Source organism: Gammaproteobacteria bacterium (assembly GCA_030949385.1).
Taxonomy (GTDB): domain Bacteria; phylum Pseudomonadota; class Gammaproteobacteria; order JAUZRS01; family JAUZRS01; genus JAUZRS01.
The window spans coordinates 44,224-63,074 of record JAUZSP010000005.1; the positions used below are offsets into that span (position 1 = coordinate 44,224).

The 18,851-nt window shown below is 50.8% G+C and carries 18 protein-coding genes; 3 read left to right on the forward strand and 15 right to left on the reverse strand.

Annotated elements, in window-relative coordinates:
* Positions 1 to 2 precede the first annotated feature (2 nt).
* The 11 genes from Q9O24_07055 to Q9O24_07105 all read right to left on the reverse strand — a co-directional run bounded on the left by Q9O24_07055 (position 3) and on the right by Q9O24_07105 (position 11,302).
* On the reverse strand, positions 3 to 257 hold the full coding sequence (locus tag Q9O24_07055; GenBank protein ID MDQ7074903.1) for a hypothetical protein: 255 nt from the start codon (positions 255 to 257) through the stop codon (positions 3 to 5).
* A complete protein-coding gene (locus Q9O24_07060; protein ID MDQ7074904.1) occupies positions 257 to 814 on the reverse strand; it encodes a tetratricopeptide repeat protein in 558 nt (185 codons plus the stop codon). The genes Q9O24_07055 and Q9O24_07060 overlap by 1 nt, the downstream gene beginning before the upstream one ends.
* Entirely contained in the window at positions 798 to 3,608 is a 2,811-nt protein-coding gene (locus Q9O24_07065; GenBank protein MDQ7074905.1) for a tetratricopeptide repeat protein, read from the reverse strand. The genes Q9O24_07060 and Q9O24_07065 overlap by 17 nt, the downstream gene beginning before the upstream one ends.
* The gene (locus Q9O24_07070) at positions 3,605 to 3,802 is read right to left on the reverse strand and encodes a hypothetical protein (protein ID MDQ7074906.1); all 198 of its coding nucleotides are present in this window, start codon (positions 3,800 to 3,802) and stop codon (positions 3,605 to 3,607) included. Before Q9O24_07070 ends, Q9O24_07065 begins: the two co-directional genes overlap by 4 nt.
* Positions 3,803 to 3,822: 20 nt before the next feature.
* The gene (locus Q9O24_07075; GenBank protein MDQ7074907.1) at positions 3,823 to 4,941 is read right to left on the reverse strand and encodes a hypothetical protein; all 1,119 of its coding nucleotides are present in this window, start codon (positions 4,939 to 4,941) and stop codon (positions 3,823 to 3,825) included.
* Between the two features lie 53 nt (positions 4,942 to 4,994).
* Positions 4,995 to 5,510 carry an AraC family transcriptional regulator gene (locus Q9O24_07080; GenBank protein MDQ7074908.1) on the reverse strand — a complete coding sequence of 172 codons (516 nt, stop codon included), beginning with the start codon at positions 5,508 to 5,510 and terminating at the stop codon, positions 4,995 to 4,997.
* Between the two features lie 19 nt (positions 5,511 to 5,529).
* Positions 5,530 to 6,594 (reverse strand): DUF3570 domain-containing protein, encoded by a 1,065-nt coding sequence (locus tag Q9O24_07085; GenBank protein MDQ7074909.1) that lies wholly within the window; start codon positions 6,592 to 6,594, stop codon positions 5,530 to 5,532.
* 61 nt (positions 6,595 to 6,655) lie between these two features.
* On the reverse strand, positions 6,656 to 7,303 hold the full coding sequence (locus Q9O24_07090) for an outer membrane beta-barrel domain-containing protein (protein ID MDQ7074910.1): 648 nt from the start codon (positions 7,301 to 7,303) through the stop codon (positions 6,656 to 6,658).
* The gene (locus Q9O24_07095) at positions 7,284 to 8,015 is read right to left on the reverse strand and encodes an SH3 domain-containing protein (protein ID MDQ7074911.1); all 732 of its coding nucleotides are present in this window, start codon (positions 8,013 to 8,015) and stop codon (positions 7,284 to 7,286) included. The genes Q9O24_07090 and Q9O24_07095 overlap by 20 nt, the downstream gene beginning before the upstream one ends.
* Complete coding sequence (locus Q9O24_07100; protein ID MDQ7074912.1) at positions 8,005 to 8,514, reverse strand: hypothetical protein; 510 nt, start codon at positions 8,512 to 8,514, stop codon at positions 8,005 to 8,007. The genes Q9O24_07095 and Q9O24_07100 overlap by 11 nt, the downstream gene beginning before the upstream one ends.
* Positions 8,501 to 11,302, reverse strand: coding sequence for a hypothetical protein (locus Q9O24_07105; protein MDQ7074913.1), 2,802 nt, complete (start codon positions 11,300 to 11,302; stop codon positions 8,501 to 8,503). The genes Q9O24_07100 and Q9O24_07105 overlap by 14 nt, the downstream gene beginning before the upstream one ends.
* Positions 11,303 to 11,534: 232 nt before the next feature.
* On the opposite strand from Q9O24_07105, the gene galE reads away from it, so the two are divergent.
* The 3 genes from galE to Q9O24_07120 all read left to right on the forward strand — a co-directional run bounded on the left by galE (position 11,535) and on the right by Q9O24_07120 (position 14,100).
* Positions 11,535 to 12,524 (forward strand): UDP-glucose 4-epimerase GalE, encoded by a 990-nt coding sequence (gene galE / locus Q9O24_07110; protein ID MDQ7074914.1) that lies wholly within the window; start codon positions 11,535 to 11,537, stop codon positions 12,522 to 12,524.
* 74 nt (positions 12,525 to 12,598) lie between these two features.
* A complete protein-coding gene (locus tag Q9O24_07115) occupies positions 12,599 to 13,564 on the forward strand; it encodes a hypothetical protein (protein MDQ7074915.1) in 966 nt (321 codons plus the stop codon).
* A 143-nt stretch (positions 13,565 to 13,707) separates the two neighbouring features.
* A complete protein-coding gene (locus Q9O24_07120) occupies positions 13,708 to 14,100 on the forward strand; it encodes an MAPEG family protein (protein ID MDQ7074916.1) in 393 nt (130 codons plus the stop codon).
* Between the two features lie 2 nt (positions 14,101 to 14,102).
* On the opposite strand, the gene Q9O24_07125 is transcribed toward Q9O24_07120, so the two are convergent.
* The 4 genes from Q9O24_07125 to Q9O24_07140 are packed head-to-tail and all read right to left on the reverse strand — an operon-like array spanning position 14,103 to position 18,831.
* Complete coding sequence (locus Q9O24_07125; protein ID MDQ7074917.1) at positions 14,103 to 14,528, reverse strand: CreA family protein; 426 nt, start codon at positions 14,526 to 14,528, stop codon at positions 14,103 to 14,105.
* A gap of 23 nt (positions 14,529 to 14,551) precedes the next feature.
* Positions 14,552 to 16,540, reverse strand: a complete 1,989-nt coding sequence (locus tag Q9O24_07130; protein MDQ7074918.1) for an Eco57I restriction-modification methylase domain-containing protein — start codon at positions 16,538 to 16,540, stop codon at positions 14,552 to 14,554.
* Between the two features lie 54 nt (positions 16,541 to 16,594).
* Complete coding sequence (locus Q9O24_07135) at positions 16,595 to 16,957, reverse strand: EAL domain-containing protein (protein MDQ7074919.1); 363 nt, start codon at positions 16,955 to 16,957, stop codon at positions 16,595 to 16,597.
* The gene (locus Q9O24_07140) at positions 16,954 to 18,831 is read right to left on the reverse strand and encodes a diguanylate cyclase (GenBank protein ID MDQ7074920.1); all 1,878 of its coding nucleotides are present in this window, start codon (positions 18,829 to 18,831) and stop codon (positions 16,954 to 16,956) included. The genes Q9O24_07135 and Q9O24_07140 overlap by 4 nt, the downstream gene beginning before the upstream one ends.
* Between the last annotated feature and the right edge of the window lie 20 nt (positions 18,832 to 18,851).

Sequence of the window (18,851 nt, forward strand, 5' to 3'; positions counted from 1 at the left end):
ACTTACCTCCCACCCAAACCATAAAAATTCAGCTCTCGTTGAAACAGTTCACGCTCCAAGGGCAACAGTTCTTGATCTAAAACGCGGCCAAAATTCACCTCAGAGAGTTCACTCGGTTTGGCTGCTTTCCACGGTAAAAGATAGGTTACGGTGGGCAGTTCTTTATTGCCAATAATGGTGCTTTGCAGCTCGATGCGCTGTTCTGCCCAACTCAGCGGCGCAAACAAACACAATAGAATTAAGCCGATTTTCTGCATTATTTCCTCCGCTCCAAATCCAGAATCCAACCTGCTACCTGTTTGTCTTTAGCGCCACTTTGCTGTTGAAATTGTTTATACGCTTGCAAAGCGCAAACGGGACGATTCAGATAAAGATCGCATAAAACACCCAAATTCAATCGCGCCAAAGCGTATTTTGGTGCTATCTCAAGGGCTTTTTCATAGGCCAATTTTGCGGCCTCAAAATCCCCCCTGCGGCGCAGTAACAGCCCCTGTTGATTCAACCCCGCCACATGCTTGCCGTCCAGCGCCAATAACGTCTCCACGGCCACCATCGCCGCTGAGTCTTTACCTAAATGAGTCTGGACAATGGCCAAATTTAGATACGCCCCTGGCAATGTTTTATCCACTGAAACAACGCGTTTAAACAGACGCTCTGCGGCGCGATACTCTTTGGCTCGCATCCTCGCCAAACCCTGCTGAAACGGTATTTCCACCGCACTGGGAACCGACTTTTTTTGCTCTGAAGAGAAGTTAGGCATAGCAGCACACGCCGTAATAAAAAGTGGCAGCAACAGATTAATAAGCACTTTCATACGCCGCCTCCATACGCTCTTGTTTGTTGTAACGCACTGGCAACAACAACGCTAATTTTTTTATGCTCTGCTGCACCCAATGATCATAAATGCCCTTGGCAATTCGCCCCTGATTCAATTCGTGCAATTCAATCGCCTGCTCTTCAAAGGGAATCGCTCGCTCTTCCAATAAAATACCGTACTGCTCCAATGCCTCAGTATCCAAACCTCGTGGCCGTTGGGAGTTCATTAATGCTTGGCTAAAGTCAGTGTAGAGATCACCCAGTTGATAAGTCGCTTGCGTCGTCACCTGCGCCACGCCCAAGCTGGCAATGGAATCCAGTGCCTTAACCGCCTTTTGCATGGCTGATTTTTTCTTTTTCAAGTTTGTTTGCAACGGCTCACGCAACCGCACACGGCGATAATCTGCCAACAAAGGCTGTGCTAATTTAATCTGCGCCTGCGCCAACAAAAACAACATTCGCTCACTGCGCGCACGGCGAGGTGCGCTGCGATAACTCTCTTCAATCTGCCGCAACCAATAGCGCCTTTTTTTACTGTTACGCACGTTTTTATACAGGCTCGAAAGACGAAATTGCGCTTCCATTTTCAACTCAATGGGCGCAGGAAAACGATAGACATAAAATTTATTGATCTCGATCGCTGCTGCTGTTTTACCGCTGCGTAAATACAATTTAGCCGCTTGCATCGCCGCTTCTCTGGCCACAACCTCACTGCTGCTTTTTGAACGCGCCAAGGTTTCATACGTAGCGGCGGCTTTATCAAATTGTGACGATTTCAGATAGACAAAAGCCAGTTTTTGGCTCACCTCATCGGCCAATGTATGTCGAGGATAATTTCTCTGAAACGCCTGCAAACGCGCCGCCGCCTTGCGCCACTGCTGCAATGCCAACAACTCCGTAGCCGCATCGTAAACCGAAATCGCCTGTAATGTTTTATTCGGCGCGTGCAGTGCCGCACGACTAAACAACTCATAAGCCGTTTGATGCTGTTTTTCCGCTCGATACTCCAGCGCCAAATTATGCTCAGCCACGGTTAATCTTTTTTGCACCTCCAGACGCTGCCGCCGCTGTTTTCTGTTTTTAGCGTGTAAGTGTTGCAGCGCCTGTTCATACGCCAAAGCGGCATCAGAAAAATAACCTTGTTTAAAATTCACATCGGCCAACAGCGTCCAGATCACTTGCCGCTGCTGTTGATTCAGATTTTTCTGCCATAAAAGCCACTGCGCCAGTTGCCATGCCTGACCCCACTCCCCACGCTGAAAACGCTGCTCGGCGGCCTGCAACAGCACCGCCACTCCCTGCGGATGCTGTGGATAACAGTACACCAAACGCTCTGAGTTTATTAATACCTGAGTTTGCCAAAACGCTCGCTGCGATTTTTTTGCGCGCCGCTGCAGACGCTGATAGGTGGTGATGGTTTTATAGGCCGCCTCCAACGCCTCGGGATGCAGACCATATTCATAGGCACTCTGCTCATACGCCCGTGCTGCTTCACGATCACGACCCAAGACCACCAACACCTCCGCTTTACCAAACGAGGCGGTGGCACTGCTGGAAGAGTGCGGGAAAAAATTTAACGTGGTTTGATACCAACCCAACGCGTGCCGATAATCTCGTTTCTGTCTTGTTTTACGCCGCTGTTTTTGTCCCCGCGCATGATAATAACGCGCCAGATCATTCAAGTGTTCTTGCAACGCCTGTTGAATTTCAGGCCACGCCTCAAGCTGATGTTGTTGCCAAAAAGGCGCATCCAAACCGTAACGACGAATGTAATCGGTTTTGGCTTGAATCACCTGTCGATTGAAACCCGAACGCTGATAAATTTCGATCAGACGACTGTGAAACAACGGCGCTTGAACACTCAAAGGGCGACGATCAATAAAGGCTTGATAACTGGCCGCCGCATCGGAAAAACGCTCTTTTTTACGATAAAACAGCGCCAAACGAGTGTAAAACAGCGCCTCATAACGCGCCCCTTTTGGCATCTTTTTTAAAACAGCGTCAGCAAACTGAGTTAACACCAACACCCCACCTTGAGCAGAAAACCCCAAACTCATGACGCGCAGCAGATCATCAATCTGCTCTTGATCGGCACGGGAGAGCTGTTTAATCTGTTTCTGAGGAAATTCAGCAGCGCCCAATTGCTGTTGCAACAAAGTCATAAAATGATTACGACTGGCACTGTATTTTTGCTGTTTAAATTGACTCCAACCCAACATAAACAGAGCTTGACGATAAAAAACACCGCCGTCTCCTTGAGCCAAAACCGCTTGATAGGCTTTTTCTGCCAATGCATATTGACCCGCACTGAACCACAGTTGAGCCAAACGAAACTGACTTTCAACAAACAACTCAGACTGTGGATAATCAGCCAGCAAACGCTGCAAAGTAATGATAACTTGATCCGGCTGAGCTAAATAATCATAAGCCCGAGCCAGTTGATACAACACCTGATCAGTGCGGATAAAGTTAGAATGCTGGTTTAAAATACGTTGATAAAGCTGCGCCGCCTCACGCAACGCACGTTTGTCACCATCAGCATCGCTACCCTCATCCAGCCGCAGATCAGCCAAGCGCCGCAAAATTTCCGGGCGAGCGCTGGGGTTTTTTGATTCCGCTAACAGCTGGCGATAACTCGCAACGGCCAACTGCCGTGGCGCAGCAGACACGCTTACTGTTTTTTCTGGCTTGGGCAACGCCTGAGTGCTTGGCAAACTGGCCAAGGTTGCCGGACGCTGAGATGCACAGGAGAGCAAAAAAAACAGCGTCAGGCCAAGCAAAAAAGACCTCATGGCAAACTCTCACCCTTAACCCGCTCAAGACTCTCCGCTCGCGCCAATTTGGACTGCTGGATCAAACGCTGCAATCGCACCGCCTGTTTTTGCAGTTGCCGAGCCACCAACTGTTTTAAATGACTGCGCCACTTTGGTAAAAGACGCTGCAAACGATTTGAGATGCCAGACAAACGCCGTTGTAACCGTCGCAAAGACCGATCATCAGCAGGTTTTACCGTGAACTTTTTAATGCGATGATTTTTTGCCGCCACTGTTGAAGGTTATCTTCCAACTGACTTAATTCACGATAATCCCACAACGACTCTTGCAGGTCGTGACTGGCCAGCAATTGCGGCAATCCGTAATGACCTTGAGTCTCAGCCAATACGCTTAAATCCAACAACCATTCATCGTCACGCAATAACAGACGTGTCTGCTCTAACTGCTCAGAACTCTGGTGCAGATGAGCCACAGCCTGCTGATAATACTCTGCCGCTCGCGCCGGTTTTTGCCACTGCATCAACAACTCTGGAATCGCCAACCAGACCTCTTGCACCGCCAGATCATCAGCGGAACGCTCAGACAACTGCAACCACGGGCTAAGCGCCGCCGCATAACGATTTTGATGCAACCGGCTCCAACCCAACGCCAACAATGCACGGCTGCTGTGCAGACCCTTCAAGGAGACCTTAAGCAGTGCCGTCTCCGCCGCTGCGGGGCGTTTTTCTCGCAACGCAAACAAGCCCAACGTTAAATTGGTTCGATCTTGCAGTGCCACCTGTTCGCTGTTCTGCACCGACAAATCAGCCAAACTCTGCAACTGCTGCAACGCCTGTTGTTTATCCAGAGAAACAGCGATCATGGCGCGATTATAAACCGCGTACCTTGCGTACAACTCTGGCCAATGGGCATTCAAGGTCTGCAAGGCTTTTTCACGCTGGCCAGTTTGGCTCTGAATCTGCGCCAATAAAAGACGGCCTTTGGCTTGCCATTCGCTGCTTATTTTTTCTGAATCAGAGAAAAATTTTATCTGTTGTAAAGCCGCCTCTGCCGCCACGCGATAACCGCGTCGATAACTCATTTCAGCCAACAGATACCAAGCACGATTACGCACTGCGCGTGGCTCTCCTTGTAACAGACGCTGAAAAATAGGCTGGGCTTTTTTATGCAAACCGTAAGCGAGATACAACCCCGCCAATAACAGCTCCGCTTCGGTTTCATGATGAGAGAGTTGGCGCTGACGTTTAGCTGCCAGCAGTTTTACAATGGCGCTAAAATAATCCTGCTGATAGAAGTGGTAAAGCACTTCGCCGTAATGTGGGTCAAGCAGAGGCTTTAAATCTGTTTCCATCTCCGCCCGTGCAGAGAGAGAAAATAGAAAAGAAAGGAAAAAAATCGCAACCCTCACCATTGGCTGATGACAAATTCCGGTTGCTGTTTTAGCTCTTTATCGCGGATTAAGACCTTAACAAACTGTGATTTTTCTAATTTATGCAGTTTAAATGCTGCCGCCCGTTGATAGACTCGGTTATTAGGCCCAAGACCATAAAATATCACCCTTAATTCATACTCACCCGCCGCCAAATTAGCCGTGTAAAGCCGATGTACACCGCCCTTTTTAAGCGCCTCACGCTCCGACAAGCTGTAATCTGACGTTGTTACTGCCACTCCGTCTATTTTCAGCTGCAAGGAGTGCAGTTGAAAAAAAAAGCCAATATCCAGCGCCACAAACACCGTCACCCTCTGCTGCTGAGGGTAACGCAGCGCCTCGTCCAACTGCAGCAGCTCTTGGTTAAGCTGCAACACCTGCCATTTTAACGCCCGTGTTCGACTCTCCAGCTCTTTAAAACTCGGTTCTGCCAGTAAAGGAGCGGTGAGTAAAAAACTCAGTAGCAAAGCAAAACCTATTTGCCTCTTCATACCTCGTTAACTCAACCGCTCAATACCAAACGGAGAGATAAAGCTGCAAACTGTTAGCACCAAAACGGTAGGCATTGCCATCAAGATCGCTGTAATCGTCATAATCAAACTCCATCAACTCATAAGCCAGATTAAATGAGCCTTTATCCAACCCCCATTGACGCGGTGATGCCAAATCAAAACTGACTTTAGCCCCGAGGGTGTTGCTCTGATAACGGCTCAGCACTTTATCGCTGGCCATAAAATTAAAATTCTGCTCAAAACTGTCCTGATAAAAATTGGCTTGATCTTGAGCGTAATAACGATAGTAGAGATCCAATAACCAGTCACGCCGAAATTTTCTGCTAAAACCCAGCTCGACACTCTGTGCCGCCACCTGCCACGTATCCGCACGATAACGGTAATCAATCCGCCCGCTGCGACCTTCAGACCACGCTTTTTTAGCCCCAAAGGCAAAGATATTACTGCTGCGCGTCTCAGGATACAGCTCTACACCGCTGTTAATGCCTTGCAAACGACGATAAGGGTTGTTCAAATAACCGCTGTCATTGAGCGACTCGTAATCAAAACTCAAACGCAGATCATTGGTTAGCAACTGCGCCACCCCAACCTTATAATTAAAGTGCTCCGCTGACGCTTCAAAAGCCGAATCACTTAAATCCAAGACCTGATCCACCCCACGAGAAAAAGCCAAACTGACGGTGCGATCACCCGCCAAAGCATGTGAAACCCGCAGAGAGAAACGATTACTCTGGTAATCAGACTCTTCACTACGGCTGTAGGTCAAACTCATCAATGAGTTGGCAAACTGATAGTCAACCGCAAAATCCGTTGCATCGCGCTGCTCTTGGCTCGGGCTGGCCGTCGCAAGCAGATCCTCGGGTAGACCACGAATCGACTCGCGTTGATAGGCAAAAGAGAGCGCATAACGCTCCGCAAAATGCTTACGCAGCAGCAGACTGGGCGCATTCACCTCCACCCCATCACCTTGATAATAACGGTAGCTTAGATCCGAACGCTCTTCTGGTAACTCAGCCAATACCGCACAGCTTGCCAACAACAACACGCCTGTCCAGCGGCTCATCCTTGAAACCCTATTGTCTGTTTTGCAGCCTCTCATGACACGTCTCACATTAATCAATTAATTAAAAATAGAAGCTGGCTCCAACGCTCACTTCCAAATTATGGGTTAAGGTTTTAACCCCAAGTAAATCACTCTCAAACAGTTGGTCTCTGACATCCACACGCAGATTGAGGCGCTCCAGCGGCACGACTCGATAACCAAAACCCAAGCCGTAGCTGAAATGATCCTGCTCAATAAAGCGCACATTGCCCACCCCAGCGAGCAGGTAAAACGCGCTGTTCCAAGCACGGTTTTTACCTAAAAAAGCCTCACCAGGAAATAAATTATAGCCCAGTGCCAACTGATAAAAATCCAACGGCTCCTCTTCTTGCGGGAAAATCACCAAACCCAGTTGACGATACGCACTGTCTTGCAGTTGAGAAACACCATAACTTGCATCAAGAAAAAAATCTTCGCTGACATAAAACGCCAAACGCACCCCATACAGAGGCTGTGTAGAAAAATGTTCTATGCTGATCGCCCCACCAAACACCCCCAATTCAAAATCCAACGCATCAATATTGGCCTCGACAACTTTAGGCCGCAATAACTGCGGTTCAATAACCACCTCGCGCTCCTGCAACGGCTCGGCCATTAGGGATGTGGACAGCAGAAAAAATCCAGCTCCGGCAACGCCCAATATTATTCTGTTAAAAAAAGGCTGAAACACCCAATAACCACTCCGTATGTTCATCTGCTTGATTGTCATCCACCAGCAGCAGGTAATCTTTGAGATCCAAACGCAACAGGAAACGACGAGTAATATAGCGTCTCAGCCCGATACCGGCAGTGATGGCAGTCGCATCCACGTTACGCGCATCCACCAAGGTCGCACGGGGACGATTTTCAAACCGCCCCAGCCCCAAACTAAAATAGGGTGCCCACGTCAGTGACGGCATCGGACGCGAAACCAAAGCCAGTTGATACATATTCGAGCTAGAAAAAATCCCGCTCACATTCGACACCCCCACCTCCAGCAGCAAATTGGGGTTAAAACGATAACCGCCGCGCAGCATCGACACCGCATCCCCAGAAAATAGACCTCCGGCAAAACCCAGCTCCCACCGTCTGGCCAAATAATCCGCTTTGGCCACAGGGCGCAATTGCAAACTGGAACGATCTCGAAAGCGCAACTGCTCCAGTTGCGCCTGACTGATCCAACCCTCTTTGCCCTGAGCACGCACCTTAAACCAACTGGTTTTACGCCGCAGCAAACGCAGGCTCTGACCCTGCTCTACGGCATAAAAACGCGGATAAGCCTCTCCTGGCCCCGTACGCAGCTCCAAAAACGGCTGCACCACCCAGAGTGTCAGCGATTCAGCCTGCGCACCCGTGGCCAGCAAAAACAGCAATAACAACCTAAAAAGACGGCTAAAAACCACAGCGACTCAGCTCCACCGGCTGGCATTGACCGCAACGGGGGCTGTCCTGCTGCTCAACTCGAGTGGTGATCCAACTCAAAACCGCTTGATAACAGAGGTCGTTTTTGTTCGGGAAAATATCCCCACCCGTATGCGTACCACTGATGGCTGAAATGCCCTGCAACGGCTCCAGCAACAGCTTGCTGTTCACCGGCTGATCCAAATTAGCAAACGCTTGAGCTGCCACAAAATTACTCTCCATCTGCGTTGAAACCGCTGCTGGGCTGACAAACACTTTAAAACCACCGCCTGAACCACTGGCAGGATTATGACAGCCGCTGGCAGAACAGCTCAGGCCGTTGTTATTAATATCCGTATGCAAAATCGGATCAACACAGAGCTGATAATCGCTGCGACAGAGCGCCCGCCCCTGCTCTTGCAGTGGTTCAACAGTCACCTCTTGGCAACCAACCAACATCAACAAAACGGAGAGTAACAAAGATTTCTTATGGACAACCATTGGCTGCTCCTGCCGCCCCGATCCACGCCGAAATCGTCAAATAATCCAGCTCCGTCGGTGACAACACCGCCGCCCCGTTCACCGACAAATGGGGGGGACGATCCGTTTCAATGTTCAGCGCTCGTTTTAACAAGGCACTCTCCGCTGGCTGACAAACATCACTGATCATAGCCAGAGTCACATTAAAATCTCCCAAAAGATTGCCTGTGAGGACAAAATTACGCCCAACAAACGTACTGTTGGCCGCACCCAAGTCCGGCACACCTCCCACACTGCTGCCAAAGGGCTGATGGCAATTGGCACAGCGGTTGATCAAAATCGGCTGCACCTCTTGCTCAAATAGACGTTCATCCAACCCCACCACCGCTTGCACCAGCTCGGCCAAATCACGCCGACCGTTGCCATTGGCATCGGCTCCATAAGGATCATTACGGTACTGCGCACCGAGATCAATCCATTCTGCCAACAGGCGTTTTTCACTGCCATTGAGCATATTGCGATGATCAACGCTCATCACCGGCAACGCGGCGGTGGCCAACAGCTCCTGCTCGTTGAGTTTCTCCATCAAGGCGCTGGAGCGCGAGGTTCCCCGTGAATTACCCACACTGACCAGCGGCGTTTGACGCAACAAAACCACCTCACCGTCATCAATTTGCACCACGGGCAAACCGGCACTGTCCAGCTGCGGTTTACCGATCAACAACGATTCATAAGAGGTGGAACGTCCCAGCGCACTGAGGCCATCGCTGAGATCCAGATCCGCCACTAAATCCGTGCCGTTATGGCAACGCACACAGGTTTCCACACCCGCCACACCTCGGCTCACACTCCAAAGAGACTGAATGTGTTCGGCGTAATTAATCATGCCGTTTTGCGGTGCAGCCGTCGTTAAACCACGGTAATCAAGCAGCAGTTCGGTATCAATAACCCGCAGCGCCGGATCGGTCCAGAGATCAATAAAATGCGGATCGCTGCCCAGATTCAACGCCGTCGGATCAAGACGAGTACGGGTCTCGGCCATCGACTCACCGTTTTCCGCCAACAGCAGCGTATTGGGGTGATTGCCGCTAATGGGAGCGGTGTTAAGCGCACTGCCGCGCCGTGGCGAATGACAACCGTTGCAGGTGCGCGTTTCGCCCGGACGGGCTTGAATCCAATTGGTGTGCATCTGCAACGCTCGGCCTTCGGCATCCACCACCGACAGTGCCAGCGGGGTGTCGGCAGGCACTTTCAGCTTGAAGGAACCGTCCGGTTCGATGGCGGCGTACCCCAAAATCTGCTGCATCTCAAAACGCGATGCCCCGATAAACTCCCGCGAGATCCCCGGCGGCGTGGGCAGCGCACGACTGACGCGCAGAAACCGCGCCGGTCGTTGTGCGGCGCGGGTTTGCAGCGGGTCTTTCAGTTTTGCCAGATCGGCTTTGCCGTTCAGCATCGGCAACGATTCGCTGGCCAGCAGAACACTCTCTCCCATCAAATCCGATTGATCGGTGTCGTAGACACTTTTGACATTGAGAATGGCCTCACCTGCTGCCGCCAGCGCGGCGTTCAGCGGTTTGTCCGGCACCACAAAAGGCCGCTCACGAGGCATGATCGCAATGGGATCGGTTAATACCCAGCCCTCAGCGGCCAAGGCGATGGGGCGCTGGGTTTTTGTGTGCAGATCAAACATATAAATGCCATAACGGGGCAGCCCTTCAACCACCTCGCTCACCCCACTGAACGGGTTGGCCTGCTGCACCGGTTGATAAGGGCTCCAACTGAGCAGCACGCGGTTGCTGCCATCCCAGAGCGGATAAGGGGTGGTGTAACGGCCTTTGTCTGAAATCTCTCGTCCTAGCGGCAGTTCAAACAAAGTCGCCTGCTGCTGTCCCGTACCCGTGACACCCTCAAACGCCGCTTGATCAATGTCGGTAAAGTTATCTTTGTCGATGATCAGCAAGGCTCCTCCTTCGTGCGTCCCCAATAAGGGCATCACCGAAGTGATGATCCGACCGTCTTGCATCTCACGGGGGTGCAGATAGCTGTTACCTGGACTAAACGCCCCATAAAGCACAAACAGGTTGGTGCCATCAGGATTACTGAAAAAGAGCGGGAAGTGATTTTTATCCCCCACATGATCCCAACGGGCAAAGAGCAGTTCGCCACTTTTGAGCACAGTCGGGTTGCGGTCGTGACTCTGATTAAAGGAGATCTGCTGCACGTTGCTGCCATCGGCGTTTATGGTGTGCAAGACAATGCTCGCCTCACGTTCGTATTCATCTCGGCTGGCAAACGGCTCCATGCCCTCGGCCTGCATCAGTTGACGGCTCTTTTGCTGCCGATCCGATGAAAAAACAATCCGACCGTCTGGCAGGTAGGCCGGGTCAACATCGTTACCTGCATTGGCCAGCGCATCGTCGCTGATCAGTCGCGTAAGGCGCTTATCGACAATGCTGTATTGCCACATGTTCCAACTGCTGTCCTGCGGCCCTTTCATGGAGAAGATCACTTTACTGGCATCGTAAGAGACCTCTGGATCAGAGACATCGCCCTGACCTTGAGTGTGGCCACGGGTGAGGTTAATCGGCTCCACACTGGGCGAGGCCAAATCCTTCCAAAATAAGTCACCACCCGCCGCCCAACGAATGCCGTCCACAGGGCTGCCCATGGTGCTGGCGTGACGTTGCACATAAACAATGGGGAAATTACCCTCCACCACCACCGCGTTTTCCGGCTGCGAACAGCCGCTCAACAGCAGTGACAGCAACAACAACCAAACAACGTAACCTGCTCTAAAGGTGATCATCCTATCGTCCTTATTCCATTTCTTAATCTTAGCTTAAACACAATCAGAGCAAACTCCGGTGATCTCCCACACAGTTCCGCAAAAACCATTATCCGACAATATCCTTAATAAACGCCTAAAACCGCCCCTAACAACAATGGAACAGGGTTCACAACCTTTTACCACTGTTGGTATGCTTTGCAACAATAACCGATCAAAGGCCGCAAAATGGGTCACAAGGAGTGAATAAAAAATGAGTCAGAAAGCAATTTTAGTCAGCGGCGGAGCCGGTTACATTGGCAGCCATGTGGTACGTCAACTGGGCGAAGCGGGCGAACGCATCGTCGTTTTAGATAACCTCTCCACCGGCTTTGCCGAGGCGGTACTCTACGGCGAACTGATCGTGGGCGATACCGGTGACCAAGCCTTGGTACGCAAAATTCTCAAAGAGTACGATGTGGAATCGGTGATTCACTTTGCCGCCCACACCGTGGTACCGGAATCGGTCAGTAACCCGCTGAAATATTACGGCAACAATACCTGCTGCACTCGCAATTTGCTCGAATGCTGCGATGAAGCGGGGATCAAACATTTTATCTTCTCTTCCACCGCCGCCGTTTACGGGATGCCCGAGACCATGCCCGCCACCGAAGAAACCCCCAAAGCGCCCATCAATCCTTATGGCATGTCCAAATTGATGACCGAATACATGCTGCGCGACCTCTCAGCGGTCAGCGACTTGAGCAGCGTGGCGCTGCGTTATTTTAACGTCGCCGGTTGCGATCCTGAAGGACGCATCGGTCAAAGCACCCCCAACGCCACCCTGTTGATCAAGGTCGCCTGCGAAGTGGCGGTGGGCAAACGCGACAGCATTTCCATCTTTGGCACCGATTACCCGACCCCCGATGGCACCGGCATCCGCGATTACATCCATGTGGAAGATCTGGCCGACGCGCATCTAAAAGCCTTGGAATACCTGCGTGGCGGTGGCGAGAGCACGGCGCTGAACTGCGGTTACGGTCACGGTTACAGCGTCCGTGAAGTGCTGGAGATGGTGGGCAAAGTCAACGGCACGCCCCTCAACATCATCGAAGAGCCACGCCGTGCCGGTGATCCACCAGAGTTGATTGCTGGAGCCGATCTGATCCGCACCCAGCTGGGCTGGCAGCCGCAGCACGACGATCTGGAGGCGATTGTCAGCACCGCGCTGGCCTGGGAGAAAAAATTAGCTGCAAAATCCTAGGTAAGCGGTTAGGGTAAAATCACATGGATTCCCGCCTGCGCGGGAATGACGCTAAACCACAGTAGGCAAGCCGTATGAACGCTGATTATCTCCCTCTTTTGATTGCCGGTGTCTGCGCCCTACTTTTGTCCGCTTTGGTGTTGGCACTGATTCTGAACGCCAAATTCCGCAGCGATATTTTAGGTGGCGAAGGCGAAGCTAAAGTGCTCGGTTTTATCTCCGTCAAAGGGGTCGCCATCGTGCTGCTCTGCGGGCTGTTTCTCGGCGGCCTCATCTATCCCCTCAGTGTTGAGAGTAAAGCGCCTCGCAACCTCAACAACAGCGAACATCAGCAGAAAATTGATGACCTATTGGCGCAACTGCCCAATGAGTTCACCGCTCAAAAAACACCACAACAAAGCATCAATAAAATCCGTCAACGACTGCAAGAACATCAGCAGTTTCAAAATTTTTTCAATGATCTGCCCATCCCGCTTAACTTTGTGCGTTTTGATCAAGCAAACCTAAACCTGCAACAATTAAGCAAAACCCAGCAAAAAATTCGACAAGTGGCGACCCAAAACCGAGAGTTCAGCCAACAGCAAGAACTGCTCGATACCCAGCTCCAACGCGCTGAACAGCTCAGACAAAATTTACAAACCGAGAACCAACGCTTAAAACAGGCAACCAGCAGCACCGCCAAACAGATAAAAGAGCTGCAAACGCAACTTAATCAGCAACAAAACACCCCAAAAAGTTTTCTCTTTCAGGTGGACATCATTCGTCAAGATATGGTCAAATTTCACCCCGCCATCGACTTTGCTTGGAAGCCAGAGCAGAAACAGGAAGCCGCCAAACACGTTCTGGAAGTTCTCGGTAATTTGGGTTATCGTCCCAAACAAGCCAGCGACGATGCGGCCAAAACAGCACGCCTGATGTTGATTCAATATCAGAAAGCAAAAGGAATTTTACCTGAAGAGGTACAGAAACAGGGGTTATTAGGGCGCGGTACGTTTTTGCAGTTTATTAATGATTATGTGTTGTTGGAAGAACGAGGGTAAGGTCAATAATAATTCATATTCCAGAAAAACACGACACCCCTCTAAACGACAGATCACATTTTATTTTGCATCCCTCATTGCCATTTTAATACTGTCTGTATTAAAGGCTTCATAACCAACCCCTCTCTTCTTAGGAGTCTTCCATGACCACCGTCCTTTACGCTTCACTCGCCACCTTTTTAATCATCTGGCTCTCATTCAACGTCATCAAACTGCGCCGCAAACACCAAATCAGCATCGGTTATGGCGGTAAAAAAGACCTCAAACTGGCCACCACCGCCCACTCAAATGCCATTGAGTACCTGCCCATTTCGCTGCTGTTGTTGTTCGCACTGGAACTGAATCAGGCCAACCTGATCTTGCTGCACATTTTGGGAATATTGGTGTTTGCCAGCCGAGTGCTGCACGCCAACAGTATTTTGACAGAGAATTTAAAACGCAGAGTATTCGCCATGCAGACCACCTTTATCTGCATGACTGTTTTGGCACTGGCTAATTTAGCCTACTTACCTTTTGAGAAATTAAGCGTGGGGTAAACTCATTGCCGCCAAGGCATGATTGGCACAGTAGATATGGAATTCTGCGGGCTGCCGTCAATCAATTTATCGCTGTAGGCCAAATAAACAAACACATTGCGTTTTTTATCTAAAAAGCGCACCACATGCAATTTTTTAAACACCAGTGAGGTGCGTTTTGAAAAGACCTCCTCGCCTTTTTTAAGCTTTTCGGTAACTTCAATCGGCCCCACCTGACGACATGCGATAGAGGCATTCGACGGATCTTCTTCCAGACCAAAAACCGCTTTCATACCGCCCTTTTTTGCGCGGCTTAAATGGCAGGAAATGCCACTCACTTTTGGGTCATCAAAGGCTTCGATGACAATTTTATGATTCGCACCCAGCAGTTTAAAGACCGTATCCACACTGCCAATTTCCTCGGCAAACAGCGGACTCACACTCAACATCGACAGCACCACAAACCACAATTTCACTCTATTCCTACTCCCACTAAGGCTTCTTGGTAATGCTCAACGGTCTGCAACCACTGTGCTTGCCCATAGCCTTTTAGTAATTGAAAGATATTATCCTGCAAACGATAACAACGCTCACCGCTGGCCGCCTGACGGTACTCTAATAGCTCAGCAGAAAGCAACCTTTGTAATCCCAACCAATGTTCACTTTTCTGCTGCCACGGCACATAAGCTCGACCGTACACATCACGACAAAACGCCATCACCTGAGGCACCGTTAACCAAGAGAGCTGAGCCTCATTCCAAGGACGCTCTGGCTCCAGACTTGCCAAAGAGAGCAAACTCAGTGCCGCAACCTCCTGCGACCACGAATTAATCCCCAGATGATGCAAACAGTCTCGTGCCTCGTCCAAGCGTCGCCGTGCCTGAGTCGGATCACCGCTCACCAAGGCTCCCTGAGTGAGCAGATCTTCCTCCAACCACGCATCAATCTGCTGCTGTTGTGGAAACGCATCACCCAATTTTTGCCCCAAAACCTGCAACCGCGCTCGACTGGGGAAGGGCAACAAACGCAGATCCGTCGCATTAACTTGTGTGTGACCGTTGAACTGACGGAAATACATGTCCACCAAAGTGGAGTTAAGGTAGAGCATCAAGCCCTTGGCCAGCTTCAAATTCATCTCTTGGCGCTTGGCGTAAATAATATTAATGTGGTTTTCAAACCCCACCTGCTGATGATCAAACTGCTCTGGATCATACACCACCGCCATCACCCGCCGCCGCTCCTCCTTGGTGGAAAAACGCCGCACCAAAGTGTAATGCTCATTGGGGCGCAGCACCTTATCACTAAAAGCATCTTGAGCAATGGACTGTGCTTTGCGGCTCTCCGCCAACGGCCACACCACCGCCCCTTGAGAAAAATGAGCCGGATAAATCATCGGCACACAGCCATCCGCGTAAGGATCACTCTGCAACTGCTCCTTGAGACGAAACTCCACCACCGGCCCAGTAGAGACATCCAAACCCAGCTCCTGCAACGAATGCTCAATGCGCGCCATGCGCTCCATCACATGAGAATCCAGCTCACTGCTGGCCACATGGATAAAACTCTGTTCACTGTCAGCGCGCACCACCTGCGCATGAGGCAACAGACGCAGACTCAAATCATCCAGCTCCGGCCCACTGCTGGAAGAGAGCAGCACCGGCCTGCGACTGAGATCCTTAACCGCATGCAAAATAATGTTCTCTTGCAGCACATCGTCCTCAGCAAAAGCCTGATCTCGGCTCTCAAACAGATGCAGTTGACGCAGGCTCATCTGCTCCAGCAACAACTTACGAAACGATAAAAAATAAGGGCCATTACAAAAGCTGCGCGGCACCAGCGCCACCAATTCACCGCCCGGAGCCAAGAGGCGAATAGCCAGCGAGAGAAACGCACTGTAGAGATTGTTGCTCTCCAGACCGAGACGGTTGAGCAGTTGGCGATAATCAGAACGGCTGCTGATTTTTTTATAAGGCGGATTCAAAATCGCGTGGGTAAAGCCCTCATGCTGCAAACCCTCGCTGAAAAAATCCCCAGCCAAGCGTTCACCGGCATCAAAAACAAAATCCCGCTCCAATACCTCCGCCTGAAAAGGCAGATCCAGTGTTGCGCAATTGCTCGCCGCATCGTCCATCAAGGCTTGCAACGTCTCACACAACACCCCATCGAGTTCATAAGCCGTCACTCGTAGAGAATCGCTGCTCTGCTCACCACGATAGAGGCTCTCCACAAAGGCCGCTGACAGACAACCCACCCCCGCTCCCGCATCCAACAGGCGAACCTCACCATCCAGTGGCACGCTGAACAGAGAGGCCATGTAACGTGCCAAGGGGATCGGAGTCATAAACTGACCCAGCTCGGCGCGTCGTTTGGCCGTCAAACGTTGCAAGGCCATCTGGTGATAGGCCTCAGCGCGCGCCATTAAATCGGGACAAGCCGCAATTTTTTCGTCGTTATTGTTCATAAATCAGAAGGTTAAGCTTGATCAAGGGATCTTCAGTATACTCGATTTAGCGTTTTAATCCTCTAGCAACGCCAAAGCCTGAGACAGAGGCATCACCACACCAACATGCTCCCCTTGAGCGTACTCAATGTCTAAGGCTCGCACCTGCTCCAACAGAGTGGCATCCTTGACGTATTCGGCCACACACACCATCTGCATCGACTTGGCCATCGTCACAATCGAACGCACCATCGCCACCGCCACCTCATCATCTTGCATCGCCAACACCAGCTCACCGTCCAGCTTCAGGATGTCCACCGGCAAATTACGCAAATAAGAAAACGAACACGCACCAGAGCCGTAATCATCCAGCGCAAAACGGCAGCCCTGTTGACGCATCGCCTCAATAAACCGAATCGCTTGAGAAAAATCGCTCATCGCCGCACTTTCTGTGATCTCAAAACAGAGGCGTTGAGCACACCCCCGTACCGCTTCAGCAAATCCCCAAACAAGGTTACATTGACCGGATTGGCAAGGGTCTGAGCGGATAAATTAACCCCCAAACAGAACGGTATTTTGCCCTCTTGCATGGCCTGTAACGCGTTCTCTGTAACCCAAAAATCCAATTCCGACATGCGCCCAAAACGCTCTGCTGCGGGAATAAATTCATCGGGCAAAATCAACGAACCGTCCTCAGCGTGCATTCGAATCAACGCTTCATAACGTGGCGGCCCACCCCCTTCTTGCAAAGAGAGCAGCGGCTGACAATACAGCTCCAAATTTCCGGTTGTCAGTGCCGTAGCCAGATCTTGGCTGCGACGCATCAAGGTACTTCTGCCGCGATGTTTATCTTCAGCAGGGTCAAAAAAGTAAACTTGATTGCGTCCCTGTTGCTTGGCGATATAACAAGCTCTGTCTGCCTGTGAAAGCAAAGAGGTTTTGTCATTTGAATAGGCGTTAATCAGCACCAATCCCGCGCTGACACTGATATCAAAGATGTGACCTTGATAAGCAAAAGGCAGCTCCCGAATGCCTTGACACAGCTGTGCGGCTTGCTTCACTGCCAACGAAGCCGAACAATTCTGAAAAATAAGAGCAAACTCATCCCCACCCAAACGCGCCAAGGTATCCCCATCATGCTGCTCCTGCGACAAATGCTGCGCTAAAAATTTGAGCAGTTGGTCGCCTGCCGAGTGACCGGCTGTCTCATTGACCACCTTAAAACGATCCACCCCCACAACACAAAGTACACATTCACTTTTTTTAGCGTAAACCTCGCGCAAAGTCTGCTCTAAACGCCACTCCAACTCCCGACGATTCAACAGCTGAGTCAACGGGTCGTGAGCGGTCATAAAACTCAACTCAGCGGTGCGCGCTCTCACTCGCTGCTCAAGACGGCGGTGACTGTCAGCCAAACTCTGCTCCACCCCCAAACGCCGCCGCTCCTCCCGAGCCACCAACCACAATAGACCCAACACCGGCACGATCAGCAACAGCAAAGAACTCAGCACCAACCAAGCCCCACGCCAAATATTCTGCGCAATAAAATCATCATCCACCCGATCCAACAACTGCCAACGAGTGCCTGCCACCGCCAGTGGCATAGATGAGAAGGTGGAAAAATTCGAGTTCACTGTATCGGTAAGGCCCTCAGCATTCAGCTCTAATGTGCCATTATCACGCCGCTGCAACAGCAACTGATGGTGCAACGGCTGACTGCGCCTGAGAATATCCGTTAATGCACTCAAATTCAGACTGACAAAAAAATAACGTGTTATGGAATCCGCCAGTGGTGGCAAACGAGTCACCACATCCACATGATCGCCCTGCTGATTGTGATGCACAAAAATTTCATTGGGCATCTGATAACGGGCGTAATAACGAATGTCTCGCTGGCACGAAGCACCGACCACACCTTCTGGATCAGACAAACTCAACTGCCCCTGTCTATCGGCCAACGTAAAGTTTTTCACCCCTGGCATAATGCGCTGCAAATCAGGCCAAAAAGGCGCTTTTTTCGCCTGATTGCCCGACACTTTAGCCCAGCGGTGCAGATCGTCTTGCCACGCCTCGGCAAACAGAGCTGCCAACTGCCGTTCCCGCTGCAAATAGAGATCAATCTGTTCACTGCTGTTCTGCAACGCTCGGTGAGACATCTCCTGCTGATGCGCTAGAAAGATTTGGTGCTGTTGGTAGACCAGTGCGCTCAACAACAAACCACTCAACAGCAGCAACACCGCCATCAACAAACTCACAGAACGCGTAATGGGGAGTTTTTTCTGCTCAATAGAAGAATTATATTTATATGCCATTGCTAACGTAATGTACCAAA